Genomic DNA, 26,942 nt, shown 5'->3' on the forward strand with positions numbered 1-26,942 from the left:
TATGGCACAACATGCTCAATCGCAAAATGAGCAGCATCACACCGAGCGCACGCCTGCGCTCGGTGAACTTAAAGAAGCTGTCGAGCTACTAGTTAGCAGCTACCAGCAGCTCTTTGTAACCCACGCTCACCTATTGGCAGCTAAGTTTCGAGCCAATTGTAAATGTCTGCTCATTGCCATTGCACTGCTAACATTTACTATGCTTCTTACCGCAATGGTATGGGCCAGTTTACATGTGTTGTTTGCTTATGCGCTTACCTTTGCCGGTATTAGTTGGTTTTTCTCGGTTGGCATCGTACTGACACTGAATATAGCAATCATTTACTACTTAATAATGACCGGATTAAAGCTATTCAACAACAGTATTGAAGGACTAACAACCGGCCTATCACAGTCCTTACAGCAGCCAGAGGTGGATGATGACCAAACTCGCTGATCACATAACGGCTAAATTGCATCACGAAGTGACACAGGCAACGCGAGACAACATAGATGCCCAGCAGCTTAATCGGCTGTGTCAGCTCCGTGCCAAAAAAGACTTTATTGGTGCGATCAGCTCACCTCAAGGCATCGCATTCAGCTTTGTATTTGGTACTTTAGTGGCCCGATTTGGCAAGATTGGCGCACTGCGTCGACTTGCATTGGCAAAAAGACTTATATTGGGTTTTCCTTAATTCGCTATTCCAAGCTGTGCACCACCTTTTGTAAATCAGCCAAGGTTACGGGTTTAAGTAATACTTTGTCTATTTGCACTTGCGCCAGCAAGTCTGGATCCGGATCAAATCCGCTAGCGATCACAATGTGCTGCTCTGGATACTGAGCTTTAATCTCTGCGGCCAACGTCATTCCCGACTTATCTGGTAAGCCTATATCCAATAAAATAGAACTATAAGCTTGTCCCGAGTCGACACGTTGCCAGCATTGCGCCGCGTTCGCCACAGCCGTCACGTCCACTGCCAATGAGTCTAACAATATCTGCAGTAATTGCCGAGTGTCTTCATCATCTTCCACGACCAGTATGCTCGGCTTTGAATTAGCATTGTTGCTTTTTTCTACAGCCCCCGAAGCCACTGTATGCTTAGTACCCATATAGCGCTGCATACACCTACCAAGCTCCTCCACCACCACAGGTTTGCTTAACATATCATCAAAACCAAGCGCAATAAGCTCAGCCGCAGTGCCCTTTTGAGCGGCAGCCGTGAGAGCAATAATGGGAGTTTTTATCCCCAACTGACGCAATTGCACAATGGCTTCTCGGCCATCCATCTTCGGCATGTGTAAGTCCATCAGCACCATATCAAACTGATTCTCAGATGCACTAAGCATATCAACGGCCTCCTGACCGTCTCCCGCAACTTCGGCCGTGGCTCCCGTTTCACCAACTAAAGTGCGTAATAGCATTTGAATTTCAGCAATATCCTCAACTATCAACACTCTGCCATTTAATTGCTTGGGGAGCTCAGCGTCATTACTACTATGTGCTTCGTTTAAGTCGAGCTCAACCATCTGACTGTCAGGGGGGGTTGAAGCCACAACCGAAAAAGTAAACTCACTGCCCTCACCTAGCTCTGATTCAACACTGAGCTCTCCGCCCATTAAATTAATCAAAGCGGCGCTAATCGCCAAGCCCAACCCTGCTCCCTCATCGGTGCGAGTGGTCACATGCTGCACTTGCTCGAACGGCTTGAAGATACGCTGACGCTTTTCTTCTGGGATACCAATGCCAGAGTCAATGACGGTAAACACCAAACGTTGTTGAGAGTCCAATGCTAGAGTTACTTTTACAAAACCAGAAGCGGTAAATTTGATGGCGTTGTAGGTTATGTTAATAAGTACTTGTTTAAGTCGTGTCTTATCTAGGATGACATTATTGGGCAGCGGAGTTAGGGCAACGATACTGAACTGCAAGCCTTTTTTAGCTGCCGCCATTTTAAACAGGCTGTACAAGTCGCTCATTAGCTGACTGAGTGATACTTGCTGTTCATTTAGCTGCAAACGGTTTTCACTGATTTTAGATAAATCCAAGACATCATTTAGCAAGTTCAGTAAGTGCTCGCCGTTACTGTTAATTATGGATAGCTCAGGCTTGATGGTTTCGAGTTCTTCGCGAGACAGCAATAAGTTGGTGTAACCGAGAATGGATGTTAGAGGCGTGCGTAACTCATGACTTAAGTGGGCTAAAAAGCGATCTTTGGCGCGACTATCAGCCTCTACTCGTAAACGCTCAATACGCTCTCGCTCTAACGCTTTGCGTTCCAACGCATAGCGGATTGAACGAATAAACCGAGCACTGCTGATTTCTGACTTCAGTACAAAATCCTCAGCACCAGCTTTTAGAGCCTGATTATCAAGCACTTCATCTGACTGCCCGGTCAACATGATTATAGGTGTATTAACTTGTCGTGCTCGCGCTTCTTTTAACACATTTAGGCCTGTTTCAGGCCCTAACTGATAGTCCAACAAACACAAGTCGAAGGTATTGCTCTCAAGTGCTTCGAGTGCTTGAGCGTATTGCGACTGCCAGGTTAAGTTAAATTTAAAACCGTCGATGGACTGCAGGTAATCTAGTGTCAGTATGTAATCGTCTTCGTCATCCTCAATAAGCAAGACGTTTACTTCACTCGCCATCTCTTCTGTCATCATTTACTCCAAACGCACTGGCGTTTATTGTGGTAACTCAACTATTTCTATCCAGTACTTGCCTAAATTTTTCATCAGCTCCACTAAACCATCAAAATCTACCGGTTTTGTTATATAAGACGCGGCACCGAGATCGTACCCTTTGAGCTTGTCTTCTTCCTCTTTGGACGTAGTCAAAATAACCACGGGAATGGCACGCAGGCTGGCGTCTTTTTTTAGCTCCTGAAGTGCTTCTCTACCATCCATTCTTGGCATATTTAAGTCCAATAAGATCAGGTTAGGCCGAGGGTATTGCTGCTTATCGGCAAACTGACCTTCATTACGAAGATACTCTAATAACTCCACTCCATCCTTTACAAAGCGAAAAGTATTTAATACTCGGCTTTCTTCCATGGCATCTTGCGCCAGTAAACGGTCGTCTTCATCGTCATCCGCCATTAAAATTTGTATCGGCTGTGCTTGTTTATAATTCATTTTTTATATCCTTAATTATCTCAGTGGGTTGTTCAGGTAAGACAAAAGTAAAGGTGGCTCCTTTGCCCTTTTCGCTGTGCGCCGATATAGTGCCGCTGTGACGCTCAACAATTCGCCTACACACGCTTAACCCAATACCAGTGCCGGCGTATTGGTTACGATTATGAAGCCGTTGAAATGGCGAGAAAATCTTTTCTGCGTATTCGTCATCAAACCCAACCCCATTGTCTTTAATCGTAAATTCATAGGCCTGTTGACCCACTAGTTTTGTTTCCACAACCCTAACATCTATAATTGGCTGGCGCTCTGGCACACGAAATTTAATGGCATTGGACAATAAGTTGAGAAACAGCTGATGAATTTGGCTGGCATCACAATGAATGGTCGGTAAGCTGCTATGGTTCACTTGAGCATTGCTATCAAGCAAGGCCATTTCCAAATCATCCAAAACATACTGCAGCAATTTGTTTAAGTCTTGTGGTTCGAAAGGTTTTGCTCGGGTGGTTATCCGCGACAGCTCTAGCAAGTCGGTGATAAGCGTAGACATGCGCGTAGCGGCAGCCGTCATGCGCGCCAAGTAATCTCGGCCTTTATCATCCAACTGAACCGCATAATTTTTTTCTATGCGGTCACCAAACGCGCGTATTTTTCTCAGTGGCTCTTGTAAGTCGTGGGAAGCGACAAAGGCAAAATCTTCCAACTCTCTGTTACTGCGGTTAAGCTCATCAGCATAGTGTTCCAGTGCTTCAGTGCGCGCCTTAACTTTCTCTTCCAATTGGCTGTTGGCCGACTCCAATGCCTGCTTGGCTTTGTTGGTGTTTCTTAAGTTCACCACCAACAGCATTAAAATGGCTGATATCATCGCGGCACCCAGCAGGGTAAATACCACTATATTTTGTTTAGCTTCGGCTTTTACGCGTTTTAACTGATTAAGCTGTACCGTACGGATGTCCAGCTCCACCGCCATAATCTCATTAAACCATTGCCGCAATTCACCGCCAGAATCTTTGGTCAGTGCCAGTTGTTGCGTCTGCTGCCACTGCTCGGTATTGCGAACTTTTTTAACTGACAGCTGCAATGCTTGAAAGCGTGATTTGACCCCTTTGACATAGCGGTCAATTTTACTTTGCTGCTGTTCGCTTTCAGAACGACGCTGTTGGACTTCAACAGTGCGTAAAGATAGCGTATCCAAAGCATGCTGAAATGGGGTCAGATCGCTTTCTTGCTGGGAAATAATATAGGCACGTTGGCTTGACTCGGCATTCAGCATAGCAATGTGTAACCTATCTAGCGCCATCATCACTTCGCTGGTATTGCGAATGCTCGCTTGCACCTGGTTAAGCTCTTTGACGTTATTAAACCCAATCATGGCATTGCCCGCGACCATAGCGACACACACCACCACCGCGAACCAAATAAAACTGAGTTTACCACCTACTTTCATAAACGAACTCATGATGTTGTCACTGTTCACTCATTTTTTCCTTGCTCCAGGATAGCTTGTAGTAAACCACTACAATTTTTGCTCGCAGCAATAATTTTGTCTGCTGCTTCTTGAACTTTGGCGCTGGAAGCAGGTTCCGTTGCCATCAACTTTACCAGCTCAGCCTGCATCGAAATTTGATTTAACGGCTTTCTGGCATCATGTATTAAGTGCTCTAGCTCACTGCGTTGCTCGTTACTCATTCGGTCTCCTCAAGGCTAGGTTTGGGCTTCTCCTTCGTAGGCATTAAGACGGTTATATAAGGTTTTAGTACTGATCCCAAGCATGCGGGCAGCCAGTGTTTTATTTCCTTCAACCGAGTCCAGCGTTTGGTAAATTAACGCTTTTTCTACTTCTTCAATGGTTTTACCCGGAGTGACATCCGGCATAGCAACCTGCCGGTTACCGTGACTATGTTCTGCACCACTTTGCTGTGGTTCACTGTGTTGTGACTGTTTAGCCTTGGCAAAAGGCGATGCAAACTCTTGATCAAAAACCAAGGTGTTACACTCTAAGTCTGCCATAATGTAAGCTTTATGAATGGTGTGTTTCAACTCGCGAACGTTGCCAGGCCAGTCATAGCTCTCTAAGCGTCTTAAATCGTCCGCTTTAATCGTGTACTGCGTATTGCCTTTGCGATTTAACTGCTCCACAAAATGTTCTGCCAGCAGCGCTATGTCTTCTTTTCGCTGCCGTAATGGTGGAATGTGAATAGGGAAAACGGCTAAGCGAAAGTATATATCTTCTCGCAAAATAGCATTCTGAGCGATGTCTTCAACGCTGCGATTGCTAGCAGAAATAACACGGCAATTAACCGCTGTGGCTTGACTGCCACCAACTTTAGTCACTTGCTGCGTCTCTAATACTCTTAATAGGTTTGGCTGCTGCTCCAAAGGCATCTCAGTCACCTCATCAAGAAATAAGGTTCCGCCATTTGCTCGCTCAAACACCCCTAGCTTTTGTGCCTGTGCCCCCGTAAAGGCGCCCTTTTCATGACCAAATAGCTCACTGGCAATCAAATCTTTTGGGATCGCGCCACAGTTAACACTTACTAACTCACCATTGAGGTTGCTGGCACGATGAATGGCCTCAGCAAACATTTCTTTGCCCACGCCACTTTCGCCCAGCAGCATCACGTTGGCATCGGTTTTGGCTACTCTTTCTATCATCTCATAAAGCTGGTGCATCTTTGCAGATTCACCCAACAACGTACCAAAGTGCGCTGTTGCTGGTGCTTTGCGTGTGGCTTTTTGCTGCGGTGACAAAGCCGCTTTTATATCTTGGGCATCAATCGGTTTGGTTAGGTGAGTGAGACCATCATGGCAAAGCTCAGCGATGGCCGACTTGACCGCGGGGTGCCCCGTTACCATCGTAATTGGCGTGTTATTCCCTGCTGTGCGAATTTCATCAACTAAATGTAAGCCGCTGCCATCGGGAAGCATAAAGTCCAAAAAAATATGCACAAACTGTTGCTCTGTTAACCACTGCCGTGCGGCGGCTAAATCATTAGCAATGCAAGCATCATAACCAAGAAATTCTATAATGCGACTCGCCAGCTCGGCAAATTCATGGTCGTCATCAACTAATAGAATGCTGTTCAACTGTGTCCCTCTCTTTATTGTATTTGCAACCAGGCAACTAAACGTCCCCTTACTTCACCTGTATCCAGTCACTGACTGGCTAAGCCGGTACCAGCACTTTCAATGCATGCATTTGATTACAGATTTCAATGCTTTTAGCGCTCATGACCTCACCATCAAGGGCAAAGTGTTGCTGCTGCTTAAACGTTAGCTTTAATTGCTGACATTGATGAGTGACTACTTTATCAGATTTTATCATCCCTTTGGGTAAGATAAGCTCAGTAACGGATAGGCTTTGATTGTTTTCAGCATCATAGGGCAAAATAGTAATGTCTAATTTACCGTCATCATAAATAGGTTCGCCTTCTCCTTGTGCTAATAAAGTGGTTTTAGGAGCTGCATTGGCAACCACCAGGCTGACGCATTCAACAGTGTCAATGGCTTCGCCATCAAGTTCGACATCCACTTGCAGTGGTTTGTTTTCACTTACGGCCTGCCATAAGCCACGTAAATAGGCTAACTGCCCAGAGCTGTTCTTTTCTTCGCGATCTGCGTGCTCAATCATTTCATGACCAAAACCAACGGCCATCACCAGTAAGGCGGTTTGGCCATTGCAGTCCATAATATCAATGGACTTACTTTTACCTGCTAAAATGGCTTCACATGCACGCTCTACAGGCTCTACCTTTGACATCGGTCCAAGCAATACCGTGGCTAACGAGTTGGCGGTACCTAATGGTAAAATACCAAACAAGACGGCTTGCTCATTGATGCCATGGGCGACATCGGCCAAGGTGCCATCGCCACCACCAGCAATCACGACTTTTGCTTGATGCTGCGCTAACTTTTCTTTTGCGAGTGCCGCAACATCGGTATCGGCTTCAGTAAAATAAATATGCAACTTATACCGCTCGCTGAGAATACCAATAATTTCATTTTCGTGTTGTGCCCATTTACCGCCACCCGCCACAGGATTGATGACTAACACCGCGTCATCAGCATGGGTAAAGTTTTCGCTTTGATGTAATTTCGTTAACCCTTTTAACTGCTGCTTATTTAATCTGGCTGTTTCGCGACGGTTTTGAATTTTCTCCAGCGCTTGGCGAACGTTATACTCAGGGTGAGTAGCCAATAAGTAGGCCGTGCAAAAGAACACCGAGCGACCACGCCCTAAAGCACAGTGCACCACAACTTTACGCCCTAGTTCATGCTGCGCCGCAATCCACGCCATGCCATGGGCTAGCTGCTCTGGGGTTGGTGTTTGGTGATCCAAGACTGGGATATTGAGATAATGCAGCTGCTGTTGCTCTGCTGACCAGTTCAGACCATCAAATTCGGCGGTGACATCCAAAATAGCCTCAATGCCTTCCGCCTTTAACATATCAACATCACTTGGGAACAAGCGGCAAGCAACAAATAAGTCTTCCGTAAGCGGTTGAAATGCATCCACTACATCACGGCCTCGTTCAATGGCATTATACAAATGCGACCCGCCTAAGTAGGGCCAAAACAACCAGGTGCTATACCAAGGGATTTTCCCCGTGCCATGTTTTCTAAAAATGCCCGGATTGTTTGTTGCGTAAGCAAAAGTGACCAGCCCCAATGACAGGGTAAACCAAGCGAGAGGCAGCATTAACCACGAGCCAATACTGTAAAAGGTTAACACCGCCAATAAAACCGTGGCGAGTAGATAGTACTTGAGCATTTTCATTTGCTGATCCTTAAATTTTTTTTGCAGTCTATTGCTGTAACGCGCGCTATAAAAATAGCGCGGTATGACTAAGCTTGCAGATCGATCAGTATAGACATGGGTTGCTTAATCTCTGCTGACAAGAGTAATAGTTCTTTTATTTTCAGTAATCTAGTATAAACAAACTTGCTCTGCTTACAACTATAGCCGAAACCAATAAAGGTGTCGCTACACAGTTATGCAGAAGCATATACATATTTATTCAGCCACCATTAATCCATAAATTTTTCTAATGTCAAAATCATAATTTTTATTGCTTGAATATGGCCTAATTAAACACCATAATGCCGATTCTTTCAGCACATTTGGAGAACCAAACAGACAATGACAAACGAGCTCGACTGGCTACTTAACTTAGTACTATTAGCTTTGGGTTTTGGCGCCTTTTTTATTAATCATAAAATGCTTCTAAGAGGGGCAGCTGTGTGCGCATGTAGCGTACTTTTTATCTCGTTTAGTCTCGATCTGATGAATACTAGTGTTATTTCAAATTTAAGCTTAATTTTAATTAATACATTTTATCTATTTAAAGTGTATACCTTTGGCCATTTGGAAGTTCACTAGGCAATAGTTTCTTTATCCAAATCCTTACGCTAAAATCATGGTCATCATTGCTTGTGAGTGGAGAAGCAGTATGGCCATGACCGACGAAGAGTTATTTTTAGCCTCAATGGGCGACGTTACCCCCCTAGCCCAAGACAGCAAAGCAGAACTGCAAAGAAAAAAAACCGAGCCTACGCTCGCACAGTTGGCCAAGCGCCAAGCCGCTGAGCAAGAGCTGGAATTCGATGCCAATTACCTATCAACCGAATACGTTGAGCTACTCGACCCATATGACTTGCTGTCTTTTAAGAAAAGTGGCGTGCAAGAGGGAGTATTCAAAAACCTACGGCTTGGTAAATATCAAATTGACGCCACCTTAGACCTACATGGCAAACCCTTTTTAGAGGCACGCAAGGCGTTGTTCGACTTTATTGTAGACTGCCACAGTCGCAGTATTCGGGTATTGCTGCTGCGCCATGGTATTGGACTAAAGAGCAAGCCCTTTCCTGCGGTACTAAAAAGCTATAGCAACAAGTGGCTGCAGGAAATGCCCCAAGTACTGGCTTTTCATTCAGCACTGAGTTGTCACGGTGGTAGTGGCTCTACCTATGTATTATTAAGAAAAAGCGAAGAAAAGAAACATGAAAACCGCGAGCGCCATGCCAAGCGCTGAAAACAATAAAGCCAAACTTATTGTTTGGCTTATTGCGTATTTACAATTTCTGTCGACCCCTGAGTTGTTGCTGCATTAGCTTGGTTAAACCACGCAGACACTCCCAAAACAATAACCGAAACGACAACGAGAGATAGTTTAGCGCCACCTTGATTATGCTTCATTTGACCGACCTTTTATTATTGTTTTTTTGTTAAATTAATGCATCGTTCAGTAACTCTCAAGATGTTTTTTTATACAGTGTTTTAACCAGTACCTCATAAAAATCCGCGATTAATACCAATTCGCTTAATTAAGCGGTCCATTTGAAGCAAGAAAATTCTGTCGATAACCCCGCTCCCGCGTCCTGCTATCGCCCTGGTACCTACATCCATATAGGCAAAGCAAAAATTTTGCTATTTAGTTGCTCTAAATGAGAAATTTTTAACGCCGTTAGCGGCGAATTTGCTCCCTCAAATTGAGCAAGTATTAATACGGATTGGTATAAAGCTTAATATCCGGCGCTTTTATCAATGACGTGGCGCAAGGCTTGTTGCCGCTTCATTCGCTCGTAATTTATGACAATTTGCTCTGTGGCAGTACTCAAACTGGTCAGTGCGGCAACGTGGGGGGTTATGGTTACTTTGGGGTGACGCCACAAGGGGCTCTGTTCAGGTAACGGCTCCTTTGCAAAGACATCCAATACCGCGCCACCAAGACAGCCCTGATCCAACGCACGCAACAGTGCCGCTTCATCGAGGTGAGCTCCTCTGGCAACATTAATGATCACGCTATGTTCTGGCAGTGCGGCAAACACTTCAGCATTTAACATGCCACGAGTATCTGCTGTTAACGGCAATAGACAGACCAAGTAATCAAGATCAGACAAAAAAGCAAGCAAAGCATCGCGGCCATGGTAATGATCTACCCCAGCAATACTTTTCTCACTGCGTGACCAGCCCTTAAGGGTAAATTTATTGCTTAGTAATTGTGCCGCAACGGCTTGGCCGAGCTGGCCCATGCCCATAATCCCGACACAATGCCCAGGCCTTGCTCGCTTTGGTCGCCACACTTGCTCTGATTGCTGCTGACGATACTGCTGCACTCGCAGTTTATGATTTAAAATATGACCCAAAACGTACTGCGCCATATCGTCAGCTAAACACGGGTCAACTATCCGAGCCACTTCGACATGCTCTGGCAATAGATTAACTGGAATGCCATCCACCCCAGCCCCAAATGAATGCACCACTTTTAAGTTGGGACACTTTGGCCACAGTGACGAGGGCGCATTCCACGCCAAAATAAACTCAACTTGAGTGAGCATTTCCTCATCCTGCAACGGCCATTCCAAAATGGTTTCTTGCGGTAAAGCGGCGCGCAAAGCTGCCATTAATTTGTCATTATTGCGATTGCAAACACATACCAGTAACGCCATAAAAATTCCTCAACTTACCCATGCCCGCAAAATTGCAAAGTAAATGACATAACAGTGCAACGTGTTTGTCATTAAGAGTTTCTAACCTTGCAAAAAACGCCAACAGGTGAACAAAATGATTAGTGTAGATAAAGTCATTGAAGCAAATCTTCCACAACTTGAAAACTCTCCCAAGGTAAAAGGCTTAGTTAAAAAGGGCTTGGGTTATCTTTTGCACGAACAAGAGTTTGTCGCTTTTGCCGATACCTACCCCCATTTACAAGGGCTCGAATTCGTTGAACAAGTGTTAGACGAACTGGACTTTGATGCCCGCTTTAAGCCCAAACAAATCGAGCACATTCCCAGCGAAGGGCCGGTGGTGATTGTGGCGAACCACCCGATTGGCTCGCTGGATGCATTAGCGCTCATAAAAGTCCTGGCGCAAGTGCGCCCAGATTTAAAAGTGGTCGCTAATCGCATGCTGATGTCGGTCACCCCAATGCATCCTTTATTATTGCCGGTTGATAACCTCTCAAGCGCCAGTAAAAAACAAGAATTAGCCAATATCCATAAGCATTTAAAATCCGAAGGCGCGCTATTGATATTTCCGGCTGGTGAGGTGTCGCGACTCGGGCCCACAGGGATTAAAGATTGTAAATGGAACTCTGGTTTTTTAAGAATGGCCAAAAAAGCCAACTGCCCTATTTTGCCCATTTACATTAAAGCCAAAAATAGCCCGCTGTTTTATGGCACCAGTATGATTTATAAACCTTTGGCTAGCTTGCTGCTGGTAAAAGAGATGTTTAAACAACGGCAAAAGTCGCTGGAATTTGAAATCGGCGCCAGCATTCCGCCAGAGTCGTATTTAATTGACAATCTTAAAGACAAAGAGATTGTGGCGCTGATCAGAAAACAGCTATACCGCCTGGCCAGTAAAAAAACACTGCCGCTAAAAACGCAGACGCCCATCGCCGTGCCCGAATGCCGCAAAGCCTTAAAAAGTGCCATCGAGCAGTGTGAGTGCATTGGTGAAACGCCAGATGGTATGCATATATATGTTTATCAATACACTGGCAGTTCGGTGATTTTTCGTGAGCTGGGCCGAATGAGAGAAATTGCTTTTCGGGCTGTCGGTGAAGGCAGCGGCCATCGCCGTGACATAGATAAGTACGATATGCATTACCATCACCTATTGCTATGGGATGCTAAACAGCTTGAGCTAGTTGGAGCTTATCGCCTGGCCAGTGCCAAACAGGTTATTGCTGAGCACGGTCAAGCCGGACTGTATACCGACAGTTTATTTAGCTACAGCGATGCCATGACGCCCTATTTTGAGCGTGGTATAGAGTTAGGCCGCAGCTTTGTGCAACCCAAGTATTGGGGACGCAAAAGCCTCGACTACTTGTGGTATGGCATTGGCGCCTTTGTAAAACGCTACCCAGAGCACCGTTACCTGTTTGGCGCTGTAAGCCTCTCTAATGCCTTACCTGATGAAGCAAAAGCCATGTTGGTGTACCACTACCAGCACTATTTTTCTAACTTACAGGGCCTGGCCACACCAAACAATGAAATGAAGCTCAGTAAGGATCAACTGACACGGTTTAAACAACGCTTTCAGGGCGACGACGTAAAAGAAGACTTTGCCGAGCTGAAGCACATTCTCGCTCACATGGGCGCTCAAGTGCCGACCCTATTTAAGCAATACACTGAATTGTGTGAGGAGCAAGGCGTTAACTTTTTAAGCTTTAGTATCGACCCAGACTTTAATAACTGTATTGATGGCTTGGTGTTAGTTGACCTAGCTAAACTCAAACCGCAAAAAGCGAAGCGCTATTTAGGTGAAAACCGCTTTAATTAGTCGCTAAACCCCAGCTTGGTTGCTTGAGTGCAATAAAGACCGCTACACTGCGGTCTTATTCATTTGTACATTGCTAATCTGAGGCTCTCTTACTCATGCTCAAGCTTATTGGTCAAATTGCTATTATTGCCATGGTGTTTTTCGCGGTGTCCAGCTATCAGCAACGGAACATGCTGCCGGACTCAGGAGAACAAACCGCCCCCTTTTTTCATCTCCCTGTGCATAACAGTAAGCAAACTTTTTCCTCTACTCAGTTAAAAGGTCAACAAACGGTCATCTACTTCTTTGCCCCATGGTGCAGCGTTTGTCGTCTCAGCATGCCTAACATCGATAAGCTTTATCAACAGGGCAAAGTGAATGCGGTTGCCATCGCCTTAGATTACAGCTCAACACAAGCCGTAACCGATTTTGTTGCCGATTTAGAGCTCGCCATGCCAGTCTTAATGGGTAACCGCACCACAGCACAACACTACAAAGTAAGCGGATTTCCTACCTATTACGTTATAGATGAAGAGATGAAGATCACTCAGCGCGCCATAGGCTATTCAACAGAGCTTGGGATCCGGGCACGATTGTAGCGCTACCGTGTGCTAATTTTGCTTGATTTGCACCAGCGGCCTCGGCATGATCGCATCTTTAAGTTTCTATAAAGGAAAAGTCATGCCCAAGGCTTGCGCGTACCATATTTTGGTAAAAACCGAAAAAGAATGTTTAGCCATTAAAGCGAAACTTGCCAAAGGCGGTGATTTTGGCAAGCTGGCGAAGCAGCACTCTACATGCCCCTCGAAAAAACGCGGTGGCGATCTTGGTGAATTTAACAAAGGCGACATGGTCAAAGCTTTCGACGATGTGGTGTTTAAAAAGCCACTGTTCGAGGTGCATGGTCCGGTGAAAACTAAGTTTGGCTATCACCTAATAAAAACGGTCTATCGTAGCTAACATCGCATTTCTCGATTGCGACCATCTTTTTAATTAGATTTACCTGATATTAAATGTCACTATACTGGCATACATTAGCTTAAAGTGATGAAAAGAGGATTGTTATGTTTACTGTAATTTTTGGCCGAGATGGCTGCCCATTTTGCGTTCGTGCTAAAGAAGTTGCTGAACGTCTAAAGACAGAACGTGATGACTTTAATTACCGCTATGTTGATATCATTAAAGAAGGGGTGTCGAAAGCGGACCTAGAGCAATCGGCTGGCAAACCTTGCCCAACTGTGCCACAAATTTTTATCGACCAAGATCACATTGGCGGTTTTACCGAATTTGAAGCCTACGCAAAAGCCAATCTAGGCCTTTACCAGTAAATTCACTAAAATTGTGCAGGTTAAATTTTAACCAATATCAGGCACATATAAAATAGTCTGAATTTATGCAAGCTTTTGTTTTATCTTTCCTGTACAATTCGCGCCTCTTTAAAATAGTTGAGGCGCATTAATGTCAGAACCAGTCACGTTTGAATCTTTAGACCTTTCACCTGCAATTTTAAAAGCAGTCGAAGAGCAAGGATATAAAACACCTTCTGAGATCCAAGCTCAATGTATACCGTTATTGCTAGAAAGAAAAGACGTACTGGGACTAGCGCAGACGGGTACAGGTAAAACGGCAGCATTTGCACTGCCATTGTTAAACCAAATAGACGCATCCGTTAAACAACCACAGATCCTTGTGCTTACGCCAACGCGTGAGCTAGCTATTCAAGTTGCTGAAGCATTTCAGCAATATGCTAAATATACAAAAGGCGTTGAAGTGTTAGCGCTTTATGGTGGTCAAAGCTACGGCATTCAGCTGAGTGCTCTACGCCGTGGTGCCCAAATTATTGTGGCAACACCGGGGCGTTTAATTGACCATATCAACCGCAAGACCATTGACCTTTCAGGGTTAAATGCACTTGTACTTGATGAAGCAGATGAAATGCTACGCATGGGCTTTATCGATGATGTTGAAAGCATCATGGAAAAAACCCCTGAAGAGAAGCAAACTTGTTTGTTCTCGGCAACCATGCCTAAGCAGATCCAGTCAATCTGTAATAAATATTTAGATAACGCTGAGCAAGTTAAAATCACGCCGCGTAACTCTACTGTATCGACGATCGAGCAAGTTTACTGGCGTGCAACTGCACACAAAAACAAAGCGATCGTACGCTTCTTAGAAGCGGAAGATTACGATGGCGCCATCGTGTTTGTACGTACACGTAACGATACCGTTCAGCTTGCTGAGCTGTTAGAGCGCGAAGGCTTCTCAGCCGCACCGCTTAATGGTGACATGAACCAACAAGCACGTGAACGCACCGTTGACCGCTTGAAAAATGGTCTGCTTGATATTGTTATTGCAACCGACGTTGCAGCCCGTGGCCTTGACGTTGAACGTTTGAGCCTAGTGGTTAACTATGATATCCCACAAGACAGTGAAGCCTATGTCCACCGTATTGGCCGTACAGGTCGTGCTGGTCGTCAAGGTAAAGCGATTTTGTTTGTTAAGAACAATGAGCGCTACCTACTGAAAAATATCATGCGTCACACTCGCTCTGATATTGCTCAGGTTGAACTGCCGAGTGCGAAAATTGTAGAAGAAAAACGCATTGGCGCACTAGAAACCAAACTTGCTGCAGCATTAGAGCACAAAGACATTGAGTTCTTTAGCAAAGTAGCCGCTGGTTTAGGTGAAAAGCTCGAGCTATCTCAGGAAGATTTGGCCGCTGCACTACTTTGCCTAGCACAGCAGCAAACACCATTAAAAGTGGAAGAAATTAAGCTGCAGCAGCGCGATCGTAAAGAGCGCGGTGAACGTCGTGAACGCGATGGCAACCGTGGCGAGCGCAAACCTCGTAGCCGTGACCGTGCTGCAGGCCCAATGGATACTTACCGTATCGAAGTGGGTCGTGACCACGGTGTGCAAGTGAAAAACATTGTTGGTGCCATTGCCAATGAGGCTGATATCTCTAGCAAGTTTATTGGTGAAATCCGCTTGTTCAATGAACACAGTACGGTACAACTACCACAAAACATGCCGGCAGATACGTTGTCACACTTTAAGAGTGTCCACATTTGTCAGCGCCCAATGAATATGTCGAAGAGCACCCACCCTGCCGATCAGGCACGTGGCGGAGACTCTCGAGGCGGCGATTCTCGTGAGCGTAAACGCAGCTTCAAAGACCCTCGCAGTGGCGGTGACAAACGTCGCCCTGAAGGTCAAAGAAGAGAAAGACGTGAACGAAAAGAAATTAGCTTTTCGTAATTAAAGCCATTCGCTTGAAAAGGCCGCTTCATTGAAGCGGCCTTTTTTATGGCTATTCACTCAGCCTAGCGCTGCCAGTCTAACGGATTAAATCCGTAATAAGCATGCAGCAGGTTAAATAGCTCAGGGTTCTCTTGCTTAAGTGCCGCGGGCTTTTCTATAAAGGTTTCGGTCACCACCGCAAAAAACTCCGCTTCGTTGGTGGCGCCATAGGAGTGGATCACGTGTGGCATATTATAAGAAAGTTGCATTTTTAGTTGCTGATAGGCCTTCGCTAACACCCGCCACCACTCTTTATAGCTCATGCCTTTAGGCAACAAAGGAGTGCCATTGGTGTTCCCGGTTTGTTGGTCAAGCTGATGGGCAAACTCATGGAATACTAAGTTATGACCGTCTTCTGGGAGACGGTTTCCTTCTAAAACATCATGCCAGCTCAGCACCAAAGTACCACCAGGCCATGACTCACCTTGTCGCACAGCTTGGTGAAAGCTGACCAAACCGGCTGCATCACGAGAAGTTTGTGGGGCATAATAACTGCTGGGGTAAAGCAGTACCTCTTTAACATTGGGATAGAGCGGCCAAGCTTGCTTGAGTACCAATAAGCAAGCATCGGCGGCAATGATCACCTGCATTGCTCGGGTCACTCTTAAGCCATCTCGCCCCAGCACCTGCTTTTCCCCTAGAAACCACACTATGTGCTTTTCTAGCTGCGCTCTATCGGCATCGGTCATATTGCGGTAAATAGGCATGTATTTTAGCAACACCTGCTTATCCATTGTGCTCAGAGTGTGTTGCAGATATTTTCTTTGCCACCACTTGTGTTGTAGCAAGGAAAAGTTCCAGTACAAGGCAATAAATAGGATTAGGCCTAAAATAAGCACTACTTCTATCACGGCTTTAGGCCCTTATTCATTAATACATGTTGTATAAATTGGAGCATCGACAAATATTTTCAAGCTCAAATTTGCTATCATCGCCGAAAAAGACCCTGGTGTTGTTCCTATGCAGTTACCCATTGATGCCATAAAAGATGAATTTAGTCAGACCTTAACACAGCAAAGTGCCGTGGTGGTTTGCGCCGCCACCGGATCGGGTAAATCGACCCAGTTACCACTGTGGGCGAGCAAACAGGGTCGTGTATTGGTGATTGAACCAAGAAGAATAGCCTGTACTTCGCTGTCTGAGTTTGTAGCTCAGCAATGTCAGTCCAAGGTGGGTGAAAAAATAGGATACGCCATTCGCTTTACCACACAATGCTCAGCGACCACCGACATCATCTACGCCACCCCAGGTGTGGCATTGCGCTGGTTTTTTGAGGATCAACTTCAGCAGTTTGACGTCATCATGCTCGACGAATTTCATGAGCGCCGTTGGGACATGGACTTGCTATTAGCACTGCTGAAACAACAGCATCAGCACAAACTGATTGTGACTTCGGCGACATTAAACGCGCAACGATTAGCAGCGTATTTATCCGCGCCGATATTAGAGTCTCAAGGTCAACTCTATGCTGTGACAGAGCTGCATCTGGCACCCGACCCACGGGCAATGCCAAGCAAAGAGCAGTTACCAGAACGAGTTTTGTTCGCATGCCAGCAAGCGTTGCAAACCTCGACTGGGGACATTTTAGTGTTTTTGCCAGGTAAAGCGGAAATTCAAGCATGCTTAGCGGCACTTAACAAGCTCGATGCCATGGCCATTGGTCTTTATAGCGGCTGCAGCGCCCAAGCCCAAACGCTTGCGTTAACAAAGCAGCCACAACGGCGCATTATATTAGCCACCAACGTCGCTGAAACTTCGCTGACCATTCCCAATATCACCTGTGTTATCGACTCAGGTCTTGAGCGCCGTACTCATTTGCGCCTCGGCAAAACCGTACTTGGTCTTGATGCTATCGCTCGAGATTCGGCAAAACAACGCCTTGGCCGCGCAGGTAGAACGCAATCGGGCATTTGTATTCGCTTATATGGCCAGCATGCGCCCCTTGATGCCACCACGCCACCGGAGATCCAACGAGAATCTCTGATGGAGCTGGTGTTAGCATCTGGCTGTGCAGCCAAAGGAGTCCATTCTCTGGAGTTTATAGATCCCCTGCCCACCGCATCATTAGAAAAAGCCGTCTCACAGCTGCAGCACTTACAAGCAATCGATGACCAAGGCCTCGCCACAGCACTTGGCAAGCAACTTTATCCGCTGCCAATAGACTATGAATATGGCTACCTCATCAGTAAACTGCCTAGCAACACCTTACGCCAAGCGGCGATAGACCTCATCGCCGTGTTATCGGTGCAGGCGAAAGTCTATCAACTTCCTAGGGACGTCGAGCGTATTAGCCAACTTGCCAAACGCTTACCCCATGGCAGCGATATTGAGGTGGCGATTGCTGCCATCAGAGGGCAAATGGGCGACCTGCTCAGTATCGACTCTGACGCCATCAGCGAAGCGAAACAGTTTAGCCAGCAATTACGTGACGCCTTTTCTTTACCGCCATTGCAACAGGCTGCCAGCTATGATTATCATGCCTTGATAGTGGCCATCGCGAAATACATGCCGCACTGGGTGTATATTAACAAACACAATCGCCGTAATGGTTTTAATAACACCCATGTGGAAGTGATATTGGCAAAAGAGACAAGAGCATCAGAGCAAGCCGACGCTTTATTGGTGTTGGATACCTTTGCCCTTGCTGGAAAAGGTACCAAACAAGCCAAAACCTTAGCGCTGTGCAACGCGCCTTTAAGTAAAAAACAACTACTTAAAATAGGCTTTGGTAATAAGACGTTAGATTCAGCATATTTAGACGACGGTGAGCTTTGGGGGGAGATTATAACCCACTTTAGCGGCGAAATATTAGGCAAAGAATGTCGACCATTATTAACTATTGAGCAAACCATTGCAGGCCTAGTATTACTAATCAAAAACGAAACTATTTTCCCAAGGTTAGCAGAACGAATTCAAACGGCAATAAGCTACACGTCTCTATACTATCAATACCACAGCATTGATCTACCCGTGCCCAACTTAGACTGCTTTCTTCATGACAGACTTAGCAGCCTTGGCATTGAGTCCTATGAAGATATCGAACTTATAGATCAAGAGGACTTACTATTCAGTGAATTAGAAGATTGGAAAATGCAGCCTTTTATTGAGAAGTTTCCATTAACTTGGGCTACCTCAGAGCTGACGATGGAGGTTAACTATCACTTTAAAGGCCGCAGAGTTGAGCTCACCTTTTTAAGCGGCAATAAAAATGGAATTCCAAAAAGGTGGGAATTACCAGCCTGGCCTGGCTATGCTATTCGGTATCGTAAGGCGAGTAAAGTGGTCGATGTGAGCTGAATAAGTTCGAATATACAAGCATTAAAAATAAAATAATACCAATTCGCTTAATTATGTGGTCTATTTGAGGCAAGAAAATTTGCTCAATAACACCGCTCCCACCAAGGTCTATTTAGTCAAGGCAAGAGTTTGCTGTTTAGTTATACTAAATAATAAGCTTCTGACGCTGTTAGCGTCATACCTACACCCTAAAATTGAGCAGGTACTAAATGTATAAAAAAGGGCTAGCATAAGCTAGCCCTGTATATCTTAAGTATTTTAGAATCTAATATTAAGACCTAAATTAAGACTACGGCCGTATACATCAAAGAACTCACCCTCATCATATGTGAAAGGGTTTCTTGGTGGCTCAACATCAAACAGATTAGCAACACCGGCACGAACTTCAATCATTTCATTTACTGTGTAGCGGGCATTTAATGTCCACTCAGTATAAGAAGAAACTTCATTGTAGTTGTTTTTCTCAGGTGTCCACTTTCTATCCTGAACTGTTGCATGACGATATTTACCAATCAGACCTACATACAAGTCATCATATGTATAACCAAGCGTCAAGTTACCTTGCCAACGTGGGTATTCAATTTCACCTACAGTTGGATCAAACTCGTACTCTTCATTTGCTACGTCAGTATTGAACTCACGGTGCTCTAAGTATGTAGCAAGTAGGCGAAGATTGAATGAACCAAACTCTGTTTCATAGTTGTAAGTTGATTCAATATCAACACCTTTAAGTGCATATGAAGCTAGGTTGTATGGTGCATTGCGTACAATCAAAATGTCTTTAGTTGCAGGGTCACGGTCAACTAGAGCACATGATGGATTATCAATGCTTGAAGCCTGATAACAATCATCTACTACACGCTGCGGACCTAACGATGCAATTGCATCTTCTACATCAAAGCTCCAATAGTCAACAATCAACGACAAGTCATCTGTTGGTGTGTAGATTAAACCAAATAAAGTATCGTCAGATGTCTCTTCTTTAAGCTGAGGGTTGCCCGAGTTAACACTTGGAGGAGTAACATTACGCCAGTCCTCAGATGGTCTCCAGTTTGACTCTAATGGACCTGGGTTAGGAATACCTTCAGCCTTACAGTTTGCAATGATATTTGCTTTTTTATCATCGTCTGCCGTTGCAATTCGAACTTGGTCACATGGATCGCCGTAACTACCAAATGACTGAGTACCTGCAGCATGTATTTGAGATAGTGATGGAGCACGAACCGACTGCGACTTAGTACCGCGGAAACGTAATTGGTCATTCACAGCATAGTTAAAGCCAACTTTCCATGCGACGTTGTCACCAACAGATGAATAGTCCATGTATCTTGCTGCAAGCTCTAAAGTTAATGAATCAACAAATGGAGCGTCGGCAACAAGAGGGATTGAAGTTTCTAAACCTATTTCATCTACGGTAAAAGAACCTTCCCAACCGTATACAAAGTTACCAAACACAAGGTTATTTTGCATCGCTGCTCCTGGCTCATTTGAACCAGTTTCTTTACGGTGTTCAGCACTCAGTGCAAATGACACACCACCTGCTGGCAACTCAAATGCATAGCCAGAAACAACACCACCAATTACTTGTTGTTGTTTTACTTTCGAAATTGACGCCGACGTTGTGACGTAATCGATTGCTTCTTGTGAAGCGCCATTTAAGCCAAATAGGCTAAGTGGTTGACAGCCCTCTAGAGCACCTAATAGGTTGCCTTCTTCATCACGGTTAGCACAACGTGCAACACCATCAATCATTACTGCGTCGATAGCGTTGTAGTAATTTTCTTCTAAGAATTCGCCGTTCCAAACTGTATCGTTCTTGTTACGACCGTAGCTGAAATAGACCTCATAATCGTAATCTTCTAACAGAACCCCTTGGAATGAAAGAGTAGTGTTGAGTGACGTTCTATCATCTTCGTATTTACGGTTTCCAAAGCCTTGAGCCAGCTTATAAATTGTGATTGTATCACTATCAGCATAGCCTGCATCCGCAAACTGCGCTTTTGCATCTGGGTGCCAAAATGCATTGTCAGCACGAATAGAATCGGCTAAGAAGATTGGGCTACTTTCTGAAAATGCACTTGCTTTTGAGAATGAAATCTCGAAGTTTAAAGAGTGATCATCATGGTAGTTATTAACCACGTTTGTAAATACGTTAAAACGTCTTAGAGGTGTCGCTAGATAGTCGTGTTCAATAAACTTATAACCGTTAGCAAATTCATCACCAAAGTAACGAGACTGACTGTTTGGCGCAGGTTGTGGGCCACCGCCTGTCGCAAACGGCATTAATTCACCATTGTCACCGAATACATAGTGACCACCAGGTAAGAACGCGTCACCTGCACGGTCATAAATACCTAAAGTTTGCAGACCACCATACTCGGCCCACTTTCCTTCAGCTAATACACGCTCAGGTAAACCATCTTCATCTGATTCATTATCAGGGTTACGTAAAGTAGTTACTGGATTACGCAGGAAGTCACGTTGTTCTGCAGCTAGCTGTTCTTTTTCAGAATAAGATAAGCTGGTAATAAAGCTTGTTTTATCACCTTCATCACCGAAAGTGAATGAGAAAAATTCAGATTCACCGCCGCTTTGTTCTGGGATAGACTTTTTGTAGTTAAAGTCGATGGTGTCTTGAGATTTCTTTAAAATGATATTCACAACACCAGCTACAGCATCAGAACCATAAACAGCTGATGCACCGCCGTGAACTACGTCCATGCGCTCGATCATTTCTGTTGGGATACCGTTCAGATCAACTGCTGGATTATCAACAGATGCACCAACATAACGGCGTCCATTAACTAGTACAAGTGTACGACCTGCGCCTAGTTGACGTAGATCAGTAGTGTTAATACCAGCTCCGAATATAGAGTTTACAGTTGTAGTTGGGGCTGAACCAACACCTGATGATGGAAGCTTTTGAAGCAGATCAGCAACGTTAGTTATGCCTGCATTTTCCAATTCAATACCAGTGATAGTAGTTACTGGAGTAGGCGCAACTTCAGAGAAACGCTTAATACGCGAACCTGTAACTTGAATGCGCTCAACGCCCTCACCCTCTGCTTGTTGTTCTTCAGCTGACGCTGCTGTGCTAGATAGCACCGCAGTTGATGCAGCTCCAAAAGCAATCGCTAATCGGACCGCTTTGCTTATTTTATTGTTTAACATGATTTCTCCCTGATTTTATTTTTATGTAAAAAATGCAGAAAACATTGTTTATCATAAGGTTAGCTTCAAATACAGAGTACCTTTTATAACAACAATGTTCCACATGGGAGACAATACTACTTTCAGTACCAACATAGAGTCAATACGTGCCTCTAGAATTCAAGCGAATAAAACGGTAAAAACTTCTTGCCAGAACTTTTTTACCCATACAATACAGTTGGTTACACAAACTATATAAAGTTCACAAATAATTTCATTCTTTTATCTATTGCTTAATTTTATCGAAGCCAACCAAAGATACAGAAGAACGTTTAGCATCACATGACTAATTGTCACCTTCCCATAAAATGAGACATGCATAATTGGAGTTTTCTGCAATCATTAAAGCAGGAGACTAACTATGAAAAAATCACGTTTAAAGATGTATGCTGAAGTCAGCCTAGAAAATAATGCGATTACGGAGCTCTTTGCAAAAAAGGGCTGGTGACAGTAGACCGGCGTAGTTGCGTAAGCACCTTGGTTGAAGCTGGCCTGAGCGTTGTAAAGTCATGCTCATTTGTAGGGCAGCCGTTCAACCTATTACCGCCCAGAGCGGGACTGGCGTTATGCAGACGCTGCTGTCATTAATGCGATTAAAGAGGTACTTGAAAAGTCACCACAAGCTGGCTTCTGGAAGTGTGTGGGCAGAATAAAATTTAAAGGGTATCCGTTTAACCATAAGCGTATTTACCGTGTGTATTGTTTAATGGGTTTGAATTTAAGACGTAGAACTAAGCGTAAATTGCCACAGCGGGAGCCGCAACCACTTGAGGTTAAGAATGAGGTGAACTACCAATGGGCACTGGATTTTACCCACGACACACTCTATTGCGGAAAACGGTTTAGAACCTTAAATGTGCTTGATGAAGCAACACGAGAGTGCTTGGCTATAGAAGTGGGTACATCGCTCCCAGCTGCGCGAATTATCCGTGTCTTAGAGCAGTTAGAGTTAGAGCGTGGACGTTTACCGGCACAAATTCGCGTGGATAACGGACTACCTATCGAAGTCAACCATTTTCAAATAAACTAACAGATTGGTGTCATGAGCGAGATATAGAACTCGCCTATATAGAAGCAGGAAAGCCGCAGCAGAATGCTTTTATAGAGCGTTTTGATGGCTCATTTAGAAGGGAGTTTTTAAATGCGTACTTGTTTGAAAGCATCAATCAAGTGAGAGATATGGCTTGGTTCTGGCGTTTAGATTACAACGAAGAAAGAACACACGAAAGTCTTGGTAACTTGCCTCCGGCGATTTACCGCACTAAGTTGGCAAGCTCTAGTTTAGACGAGTGTTATTCAAGGTGGACATAATGAGCTTCTAAAAAGCTCACTGTTACACAATATTTTCACTTATGCTCTAATATGCAAGTATCTTGCGCTGACCAAACAAACTGTAACTGCTTCTTTACTTGTTACTATCTACACAACTTCAAGAACCACTGACAGTGAAATCCTTTAATACTAAGAACTTTTTGTTTCTTACTTTTAATGCGGCCCTTATTAATCGCATGTATTTCAGGCACTTAGTTGCTTTACGAAAGATCATTAGGCGCTATTTTTTTAAACAAGATTTCAACGCTATCTAGCCGGTGCCTATATAGTCATAATTAAAATCGAATAGTAAGTGAGCTGTCAGAAATACATAGAAGGGAAAATAACTAGAAAGTCTACTTTTTACCAAAATAAAAAAGCCAGCCTTAATAAGGGCTGGCTTTTGATGATTAAATATTTTTAAAACTTAGTAGTTAAGCTTAACTGGAAGTAACGACCCGTTACATCGTAAGCTTCAGATACGGTATTGATACCTGTACCGCCAGCTGAAGTACCTTGTGGTGCAATGGCTGGCTCCTTGTCAAACAAGTTACGAATGTTAAATGTAACTTCCGTGTTGTCTGACACGTGATACGTTGCCGCTAAATCGTGATAAACGGCTGAAGGGTATACATTGTACTCTTCTAACCCATTGAAGTTAGTGAAGTTAAAGTTACCGCCGTCAGCGCTATCCAATGAACTTTCCCAATATCTCATGCGCCATGAAACATTTAAGTCATCTTTAGCCCAACCTACATTAAGGTTAGCACGGTTATCTGGTGTAAAGATTTCACCTGCTCTCTCAACAACTTCACCACTCTCGATACCTTCTTCATCAAACTTTGAAATATGGTTCCAAAGAAGCTGAGCATTGAAGTCACCGTACTTGGTCTCGTAGTTGTAATTAAGCTCGATGTCTAGACCAGAAGTGTAAAGGTTGTTCTCGTTACTAGTGCCTGAGTTAACCTCGAATAATGCACCATTCTCGTCACGTTTTGCATTACCGCCACATGTTGGGTCAAAAGCAGAAGCAGCAACATCGAAACAACGGTTCAGTACAGTTGTACGAGACGTAGTCGAAATTGCATCTTCAACTGTGATATCGTAGTAGTCAACTGTCATCGAAAAGTTATCAGTAACTTGCCAAATAGCACCTAAACTATATGAATCTGAAGTTTCTTCCTGAACACCTTCAAAACCACCGATGAAACCACCAGTACTTTGTGACTCAGTTTGTGTTAAGACAAATTCACCGTCACGAGCAACACGCGCTGCAACCTCAGGGATTGATAAACAGTTTGTTGCAACATTGCCAGTATCTGATGCTTTAACACCACTACAAGGATCCGTTACACCAGCAAATGTTTGACCTCGACCACCGAACAAGTCAGCGATGTTAGGCGTTCTGATAGCTGTTGCAGCTGATGCACGCAACTTTAACGAGTCGATAGGGCTGTACTGAACGCCTACATTCCAAGTAGTCTGGCCACCAACAATTTCATGGTCAGAATAACGTGCTGCAAGGTCAACTTCTAAGTTATCCATTACAGGGAGAATAGCTTCTGCATAATAATCGTTAGTATAGAAGCTGCCATCAGTTGGTAGTGAACGGTTCGTGCTTGATGCACCTGTTTGAGCAAGGTCACCTGGTTGGAATATCCCTTTCTCTAAACGATGTTCAGCACCGAAAGCAACGCCAATATTACCACCTTGAAGCTCTACAGGAAGCGTGCCCACTAACGTTGAAGCTACAACAAACTGCTCTGTTTGACCAAATACTTTTGCAGGCACACGCACGTAGTCTACAGCTTCATCTGTGATAGTACCGGCACCAAATAGGTCTAATGGCACACAGCCTTGAAGACGTGCTTGCTCGTCTACACACTGCAGCGCGCCCGTTTCTGCATTTACTTCAACATTAAATGCCTGAGCTGCACGCTCAATATTCACCTGACCGCCGTTTTCTTGGCGTTGGTCTGTTTTACCCCAAGAAACGTAAGTTTCGAGTGACCAGTCATCGTTAATAAACCAATTTACACCCGTTGCGATACGAATTGTGTCACGCTCCAAGTCAGTAGAACGCGCGCCAAACTCAACCATACGACGAACCAGTCCTGGAATGTTATCATCAAGTGTTAACGTATCAGCATCTGGATTATCAATTGAATCTTGAATTAATTTATCACGTAGCAATTGCGGAACTAGAGGGTTACCAAGCTTAATACCACCTGTACCACCACGATCATTTAAGAAAACATCGCCAATGCTAAATGGAGTTGGCTCAATCGTTGAGTCATAGGTTTTAGAAGAGTTCCAATTTGCCTCAGCAAACATAGATAAGTCATCACTGATTTCTTGTCTAAAGTTGACAGCTGCATACTTACGCTCTAGTGGAGTCACTAACTGGCGGTATGAGGCACGGTTGAAGCGGTCTTCACCAGTAAAATCAGTACCGTCAGCATTGTAGCCACCTACGCGACCTTGAGGTGGGTAAGATGATAGTACATCGCCAATGTACTCATTGCCACTCTCATCTAGTAGTACAGCTCTATCCACTGCAGAGAACTCACGATCTGTTGATTTCAGACCTTTATCATCATCATAACCAATAGCGACGGTAACACTACCAGTGTTCCAAGCATTACCACCTGTCAAGTTTAGTGTATACTTTTCACGATCTGACTCTTCAGAGATACCTGTCTGTGCGTTTAGCTCAACGCCTTCAAATTCGTCACGTAGAATAATATTCACTACACCAGCTACAGCATCAGAGCCATAAACAGCTGAAGACGCACTTTTTAGAATATCAATACGCTCGATCATTGACGTTGGGATCGAGTTCAAGTCTACGGCATACCCAGAAGATGGAGATACACCAGAAACAAAACGACGACCATTAACCAGTACCAGAGTACGACTCTCACCAAGGTTTCGTAATGAAGTTGTATTCAAACCAACGCCAGATGTTGTGAAGGCTGAGTTCGACTGATCCGAGCCCGCAATGGTGACTGGGCTTTGGTTTAAAACATCGGCTACGTTTAATGCCCCCATTTGAACAATGTCAGTTCGACCAATTGAGGTAATTGGAACGGTAGTTTCTATATCTGTTCGCTTGATACGCGAGCCAGTAACCTGTATACGCTCTACGCTTTCTGCTCCTTCCTCTTCAGCAATGGCATTATTTGCGAAAATTGCAGCACTGGCTCCACCAAATGCTAACGCTAAGCGCACAGCACTGGTTAACTTATTATTCATCATATTAATCACCCTGAATTATTTATTGTAAGTGGTTTGTATAAATTATTATTAAGCTGCCTAAAACCACCTCATCCGGCAACATTTGCGCAATATGATAAGCACCAAGACACGCAACAATCAAGCTTTATTATCCCACTAATTGCAATTACCCCTTCCAGAAACTGGAGCTAGCACATAAAGCATTGTTTAA

Annotated in this window: 21 protein-coding genes and 1 pseudogene; 11 read left to right on the forward strand and 11 right to left on the reverse strand. The window is 44.4% G+C overall.

The window, feature by feature from the left end:
- Position 1: 1 nt before the first annotated feature.
- Positions 2–436 carry a hypothetical protein gene (locus R3P39_RS08960; protein ID WP_336567001.1) on the forward strand — a complete coding sequence of 145 codons (435 nt, stop codon included), beginning with the start codon at positions 2–4 and terminating at the stop codon, positions 434–436.
- Entirely contained in the window at positions 420–674 is a 255-nt protein-coding gene (locus R3P39_RS08965; protein ID WP_336567002.1) for a hypothetical protein, read from the forward strand. Before R3P39_RS08960 ends, R3P39_RS08965 begins: the two co-directional genes overlap by 17 nt.
- A 4-nt stretch (positions 675–678) precedes the next feature.
- Here R3P39_RS08965 and R3P39_RS08970 read toward each other — a convergent pair whose 3' ends face one another.
- The 6 genes from R3P39_RS08970 to R3P39_RS08995 form a co-directional block, all read right to left on the reverse strand.
- Positions 679–2,643 (reverse strand): response regulator, encoded by a 1,965-nt coding sequence (locus R3P39_RS08970; protein ID WP_336567003.1) that lies wholly within the window; start codon positions 2,641–2,643, stop codon positions 679–681.
- A 21-nt stretch (positions 2,644–2,664) separates the two neighbouring features.
- Positions 2,665–3,114 carry a response regulator gene (locus R3P39_RS08975; RefSeq protein WP_336567004.1) on the reverse strand — a complete coding sequence of 150 codons (450 nt, stop codon included), beginning with the start codon at positions 3,112–3,114 and terminating at the stop codon, positions 2,665–2,667.
- Positions 3,104–4,588: a sensor histidine kinase gene (locus R3P39_RS08980; RefSeq protein WP_336567005.1), complete on the reverse strand. Its 1,485-nt coding sequence runs from the start codon at positions 4,586–4,588 to the stop codon at positions 3,104–3,106. The genes R3P39_RS08975 and R3P39_RS08980 overlap by 11 nt, the downstream gene beginning before the upstream one ends.
- Positions 4,585–4,800: a histidine kinase gene (locus R3P39_RS08985; RefSeq protein WP_336567006.1), complete on the reverse strand. Its 216-nt coding sequence runs from the start codon at positions 4,798–4,800 to the stop codon at positions 4,585–4,587. Before R3P39_RS08985 ends, R3P39_RS08980 begins: the two co-directional genes overlap by 4 nt.
- 15 nt (positions 4,801–4,815) lie before the next feature.
- Positions 4,816–6,198, reverse strand: a complete 1,383-nt coding sequence (locus R3P39_RS08990) for a sigma-54-dependent transcriptional regulator (RefSeq protein ID WP_336567007.1) — start codon at positions 6,196–6,198, stop codon at positions 4,816–4,818.
- Positions 6,199–6,277: 79 nt separating this feature from the next.
- A complete protein-coding gene (locus tag R3P39_RS08995) occupies positions 6,278–7,888 on the reverse strand; it encodes a diacylglycerol kinase family protein (RefSeq protein ID WP_336567008.1) in 1,611 nt (536 codons plus the stop codon).
- Between the two features lie 363 nt (positions 7,889–8,251).
- Here R3P39_RS08995 and R3P39_RS09000 point away from each other — a divergent pair, with 363 nt between their 5' ends.
- Positions 8,252–8,491 carry a hypothetical protein gene (locus tag R3P39_RS09000; RefSeq protein WP_336567010.1) on the forward strand — a complete coding sequence of 80 codons (240 nt, stop codon included), beginning with the start codon at positions 8,252–8,254 and terminating at the stop codon, positions 8,489–8,491.
- A 70-nt stretch (positions 8,492–8,561) separates the two neighbouring features.
- The gene (gene smrA, locus R3P39_RS09005; protein WP_336567011.1) at positions 8,562–9,143 is read left to right on the forward strand and encodes a DNA endonuclease SmrA; all 582 of its coding nucleotides are present in this window, start codon (positions 8,562–8,564) and stop codon (positions 9,141–9,143) included.
- A 29-nt stretch (positions 9,144–9,172) separates the two neighbouring features.
- On the opposite strand, the gene R3P39_RS09010 is transcribed toward smrA, so the two are convergent.
- Together R3P39_RS09010 and R3P39_RS09015 are read right to left on the reverse strand one after the other, a co-directional pair.
- Entirely contained in the window at positions 9,173–9,307 is a 135-nt protein-coding gene (locus R3P39_RS09010) for a hypothetical protein (RefSeq protein WP_336567012.1), read from the reverse strand.
- Positions 9,308–9,633: 326 nt separating this feature from the next.
- Positions 9,634–10,560: a 2-hydroxyacid dehydrogenase gene (locus R3P39_RS09015; RefSeq protein ID WP_336567013.1), complete on the reverse strand. Its 927-nt coding sequence runs from the start codon at positions 10,558–10,560 to the stop codon at positions 9,634–9,636.
- Between the two features lie 115 nt (positions 10,561–10,675).
- Here R3P39_RS09015 and R3P39_RS09020 point away from each other — a divergent pair, with 115 nt between their 5' ends.
- From R3P39_RS09020 to R3P39_RS09040, 5 genes are all read left to right on the forward strand, one after another.
- Positions 10,676–12,397, forward strand: coding sequence for a lysophospholipid acyltransferase family protein (locus R3P39_RS09020; protein WP_336567014.1), 1,722 nt, complete (start codon positions 10,676–10,678; stop codon positions 12,395–12,397).
- A 95-nt stretch (positions 12,398–12,492) separates the two neighbouring features.
- Entirely contained in the window at positions 12,493–12,975 is a 483-nt protein-coding gene (locus tag R3P39_RS09025) for a TlpA family protein disulfide reductase (protein WP_336567015.1), read from the forward strand.
- Positions 12,976–13,057: 82 nt separating this feature from the next.
- A complete protein-coding gene (locus R3P39_RS09030) occupies positions 13,058–13,336 on the forward strand; it encodes a peptidylprolyl isomerase (RefSeq protein ID WP_336567017.1) in 279 nt (92 codons plus the stop codon).
- A gap of 104 nt (positions 13,337–13,440) precedes the next feature.
- Positions 13,441–13,704: a GrxA family glutaredoxin gene (locus R3P39_RS09035; protein WP_336567018.1), complete on the forward strand. Its 264-nt coding sequence runs from the start codon at positions 13,441–13,443 to the stop codon at positions 13,702–13,704.
- A 130-nt stretch (positions 13,705–13,834) separates the two neighbouring features.
- A complete protein-coding gene (locus R3P39_RS09040; protein ID WP_336567019.1) occupies positions 13,835–15,634 on the forward strand; it encodes a DEAD/DEAH box helicase in 1,800 nt (599 codons plus the stop codon).
- Positions 15,635–15,699: 65 nt separating this feature from the next.
- Here R3P39_RS09040 and R3P39_RS09045 read toward each other — a convergent pair whose 3' ends face one another.
- Positions 15,700–16,527, reverse strand: a complete 828-nt coding sequence (locus R3P39_RS09045) for a M90 family metallopeptidase (protein ID WP_336567020.1) — start codon at positions 16,525–16,527, stop codon at positions 15,700–15,702.
- A gap of 109 nt (positions 16,528–16,636) precedes the next feature.
- On the opposite strand from R3P39_RS09045, the gene R3P39_RS09050 reads away from it, so the two are divergent.
- Positions 16,637–18,973: a DEAD/DEAH box helicase gene (locus R3P39_RS09050; protein WP_336567021.1), complete on the forward strand. Its 2,337-nt coding sequence runs from the start codon at positions 16,637–16,639 to the stop codon at positions 18,971–18,973.
- 258 nt (positions 18,974–19,231) lie between these two features.
- Here the strand turns inward: R3P39_RS09050 and R3P39_RS09055 are convergent, their stop codons facing one another.
- Positions 19,232–22,144 (reverse strand): TonB-dependent receptor plug domain-containing protein, encoded by a 2,913-nt coding sequence (locus tag R3P39_RS09055; RefSeq protein ID WP_336567023.1) that lies wholly within the window; start codon positions 22,142–22,144, stop codon positions 19,232–19,234.
- 418 nt (positions 22,145–22,562) lie between these two features.
- Here R3P39_RS09055 and R3P39_RS09060 point away from each other — a divergent pair.
- A pseudogene (locus R3P39_RS09060) lies at positions 22,563–23,494 on the forward strand (IS3 family transposase); the annotation flags it as partial.
- 420 nt (positions 23,495–23,914) lie between these two features.
- Here the strand turns inward: R3P39_RS09060 and R3P39_RS09065 are convergent.
- The gene (locus R3P39_RS09065; RefSeq protein WP_336567024.1) at positions 23,915–26,752 is read right to left on the reverse strand and encodes a TonB-dependent receptor domain-containing protein; all 2,838 of its coding nucleotides are present in this window, start codon (positions 26,750–26,752) and stop codon (positions 23,915–23,917) included.
- Between the last annotated feature and the right edge of the window lie 190 nt (positions 26,753–26,942).

This window comes from Pseudoalteromonas sp. UG3-2, assembly GCF_037120705.1.
Lineage (GTDB): Bacteria > Pseudomonadota > Gammaproteobacteria > Enterobacterales > Alteromonadaceae > Pseudoalteromonas.